The 3,921-nt window shown below is 40.9% G+C and carries 1 protein-coding gene; it reads left to right on the top strand.

Translation table 11 applies throughout. The annotated features are described in order from the left end of the window. Positions 1-531: 531 nt before the first annotated feature. Positions 532-3,921: DUF6570 domain-containing protein (locus JHC35_RS01005; RefSeq protein WP_295041516.1), on the top strand; the 3,390-nt coding region annotated here is incomplete at its 3' end.

Below are 3,921 nucleotides of genomic sequence, written 5' to 3'. Positions count from 1 at the left end.
AAGCTTTCTGGAGCTTTCGGTGATTCGTTCTTATCAATTGAATTGAAATTCAATTTTCGTCGGATTGCAACTCGCAGCAAAAACTGAGCTAAATTGGCGAATTGATGATGCATCGTGCGCGTGAAAACACACTAGTTAATTGTCGAGTGTGACTGTTCTGTCACACATAAATAAACTAAGACAGAAATGTGAGAAATTTAGAATTTCAAAATTCTAAAATTAATTAATTTTCTATGATAGTACTATGTACAGTAGTACGCATTGAGTGTCATGTGTGTGTTGTACAGCACCAAAAATAAATTCTGCTTTTTCATTACTCTTTGACTTTGGAAAGCTTATCCTAAATTTATCTTGAAGAGTTGAGTTATCCTCTTCCGCGACCGGGGAGTTCTTTGAACCCTGGGTGCCATCGGTCGCTCAAGAAACGGTCTATTGCGGCTTATTGGCGCAATAGTAACGACCGAATAGGGGCGAAGCCCTCGCAATTTTTTTTACAGCTTTTGATCAAAGTCCTGTTAACTCCCTAAAAAAATGAAACAACAACGCGAAAAGGATGCCGAAAGGATGAGTATAAACCGGGCAAATGAGACTTCAGAAGAGACCAAAAAGCGACGACAAATGGAGGCTGAAAGGGCGAATATAAACCGGGCAAATGAGTCTCCTGAAAAAGCAAATGAGCGAAAGGAGACAAATGCTAAAAGGATGAAGGTAAACCGATTCAATGCCCGGGTTAATCAGTCACCAGAGAAAGCTAAAGAATTAAAGGAGAAAGCTGCCGAAAGGGCTAAAAAATATCGGTTGAACAAAAAAGCGTTTCAAGAAGCCCGCAAAGAGCGGATGAGAAAACAAGTAATGAGATCTGTAAACCAAGCCCCTCCCCCTGACCAAGGTATAAATCCTGAGGACGTGCCAAATATCTCCCAATATGTCGAGACGAGAGAGTCCATTATTTTGGCGTATGAACATTTAATGAAAACAGAGTTAAAAGCAAATGAGAAATTCGAAGTCGCACCGTCTCGGCCTGGCATAAATTTTCCACTAGCAGGAATGTGTCATCAAGCAAATGTATGTGTGTGTTGTGATAGATTCATAACCGGAACAAGCGAAATTAAGTGGATCAATAAAACCGTTTTGTTGATACATGAAAAACGGTTACAGGATTCTGAATTATCTTGTTTATTACAAAACTGTTACAATGTTTTGGACCCTGGACTCCAACATTGCTTATTGTCGCCAAGAGCAAGGGTGAACGCAAATGATGAATATACATGCTGCACCCAGTGCTCTGATTCTTTGAGGCCCCACATGAGAGAAAAGCCTCCACCGAAATTTGCAATTTCCAACAAATGGGCAATAGGCAATATGCCGCCCGAAATTCTCGACCTTGTGACGGAAGTAACTGGCCCTCTTATTAGCCCTGTTCGTCCATTTGCGTATGTCATGTCCTTCACTGGAGGAGCGCATAAGTCAATTACTGGGTCTTATACGTTTTTTGGGAACAATATAGAAGAAAATATGGGAGCGCTCGGTCATCATGTTGGGCTCACTGGATCATCTGCAGTTTACGTCGTCATGTCGGGGCGATTCACGCCATCACAGAGAACTATTGTTAGAAAGAGATGTTTGGTGGAGGTCGAAAATTTTAAGAGTATATACAACTGGTTGCGGCAAAATAATCCAAATTATGCAGAAATGCCAGAGATGTCGAGTTGTCCAACTCCAATAATGTTTGAGGACGAAGCGGACGCAAATAATACCGACGAGCCTGAAAACCCTGATTTGGAAAGCCATGTTGATTACCATTATTGGTTCCCAAGTAATGGCGAGCCTACCAAAACTACTGCAACATACCACACTCAACAAGATTTTATGAAGGCCTACATGGAAGGAAAGGAGCCCACTTTGGTATTTAGCTCTAATGCCAACAAAAATGATTGGGAGTTGTGTCTGACCAAAATATTCCCCCTATATTTTCCGTTTGGAACCGGTGGAATTAAGGGAAATAAGAGAAAAAACCCTGTATCCGAAATTGAGTGCATGAGACACTATCTTCGCCTGTCTTTGCCTCAATTTCAGAAGCCCGACTTTGTGTTGGTATTGGGTCACATCTTATTTAGAAAACAGGTTTTCCGCTCCGCATTTATTAAGTGCATGTCCAAAGCAGGAAGCGATGGGATCACCTTGGGAGAGCGTTTTTCTCGTATAACCGATCAAGAAATTTTGCATTTTGCAGAGGCACCTAACTTGCAAGAGGGCCGCTCTGGAGGGAACGAAGCAAGTTCACTTTTGCACACAGTTAAGGCTTCTTGTAAAAGCGTTCCGTATTCTGACGAGGCAGCAACTGAGGCTCGTACTAAACTTTTTGCTTTGTGGAATTATTTCGGTCCACCTTCTGTGTTCTTTACCGTTTCTCCCGCTGACGAATGCAGTTTCAGGGTTCAGCTATTTTGTAACACATCGAAGCAATGTGTTCCAGATTTCAATCTGTCAGAAAGCGAGTGTATTTCAAGCATGTTGTTTAGGAAACAGATAAGAACCGAAAACCCAGGCGCGTGTGCTCGTGAATTTAATTCCTTAAAGGAAATCATCATGGAAGTTTTAATTGGGTGGGATTTCAAAAAGGGAGAACAGGTTAAAAACGGTATTTTTGGTAAAGTTGAAGCTTGGTGCGACACAACTGAAGAACAGGGTCGTTTTACCCTTCATTCGCATATATTGCTCTTTATCAAGAATTTTGATCGTCTCATGACTTTGTTGTGGTCAGAAAATGCGGAAATTAAGGAGAAGGCAAAAACGGAATTATTGAATTATTTCCGAAAAATCATGTGTTCAACATATGACATAATGGAGGAAGAGCTTATCCATGAAAAGCCAGCGGGATCAGATGTATACAAAAGCAGAATCAATATCCATTCATTGGAAAACAATAGCATTTCTGGCGACGAACGACAGTTAGAGGCAGATGCAAATATTTCTTTAGCACAAGATGTGGAGATGGCGAATTGTCAAGATGTAAATATGTGTAGGGTGACCCCTGAAATTATGAGTAAACAAATGTTGAGAAATCTGCGACAGAAGGACTTGGTCAAATATACGAATGGTTTGGTTGCCATTTGCCCAGCTTGTCGCAAAAGATTTACCACCAAGGATTTGATCTGGAATGCAGTCGAAAAGTGGTATTCAATAGCTAAGGAAGAAAATCCGGAATATTTTAAGGATTTGGTTTTGGAATTTCCGTTATCAGATGAAAGAATCGGTTTGTTGGCACTTCGATTTCCGTATGACATGGTACACCTGCATTCTGGTGAAACGGCTATGAAGAAATTTATCCAAGCCATTGCACATCTGCATTTCAACGAACACGACTGGAAACATAGGCCTGGCTGTTTTAAAAAAGGGTGCGAGTGTCGCTTTGACTTCCCAAGGTGGGTTCAAGGCATGTTTGATTTGATCTTTAGTGAAGAAGATGTTTCAGCAACTTGGTACACTATTTATGGTAACCAACCTAATTTGAAGGCAAGAGGCTTCAGTCTTGTGTCAACTAGAGCTGTACCAGATGTGTTCATGAATGCCCACAACAGAGCAGTAACTGAATTATTAGGATACAACAACAATGTGTCAAGTGGTGGGAGAGATATGATATATTATGTGACACTTTACAATACAAAGTCAACCCAAAGGGAGGAGAAATTTCCGTTTTTTAAGCAATGTGTTGCGATTGCAAAAAGGATGAAACGGATACACTCAGAAGAAAATCGTGTCGAAACGGTTATTCAAAACACCGATTCTGAAGCTATTGGAACTATAGAGCCCAGTTATGGTAAAGGTTTGGGACATGTCTTATCTGGAATTTGTGCTCATTTGTCCTCCTCTATAATCAGTGCTACTATGGCATGGCATTTGGTTATGAAAGAGAGCCGA

It is taken from the genome of Sulfuricurvum sp., from assembly GCF_022759005.1.
Lineage (GTDB): Bacteria > Campylobacterota > Campylobacteria > Campylobacterales > Sulfurimonadaceae > Sulfuricurvum.
This window is presented reverse-complemented; position numbering and strand designations above follow the sequence as displayed.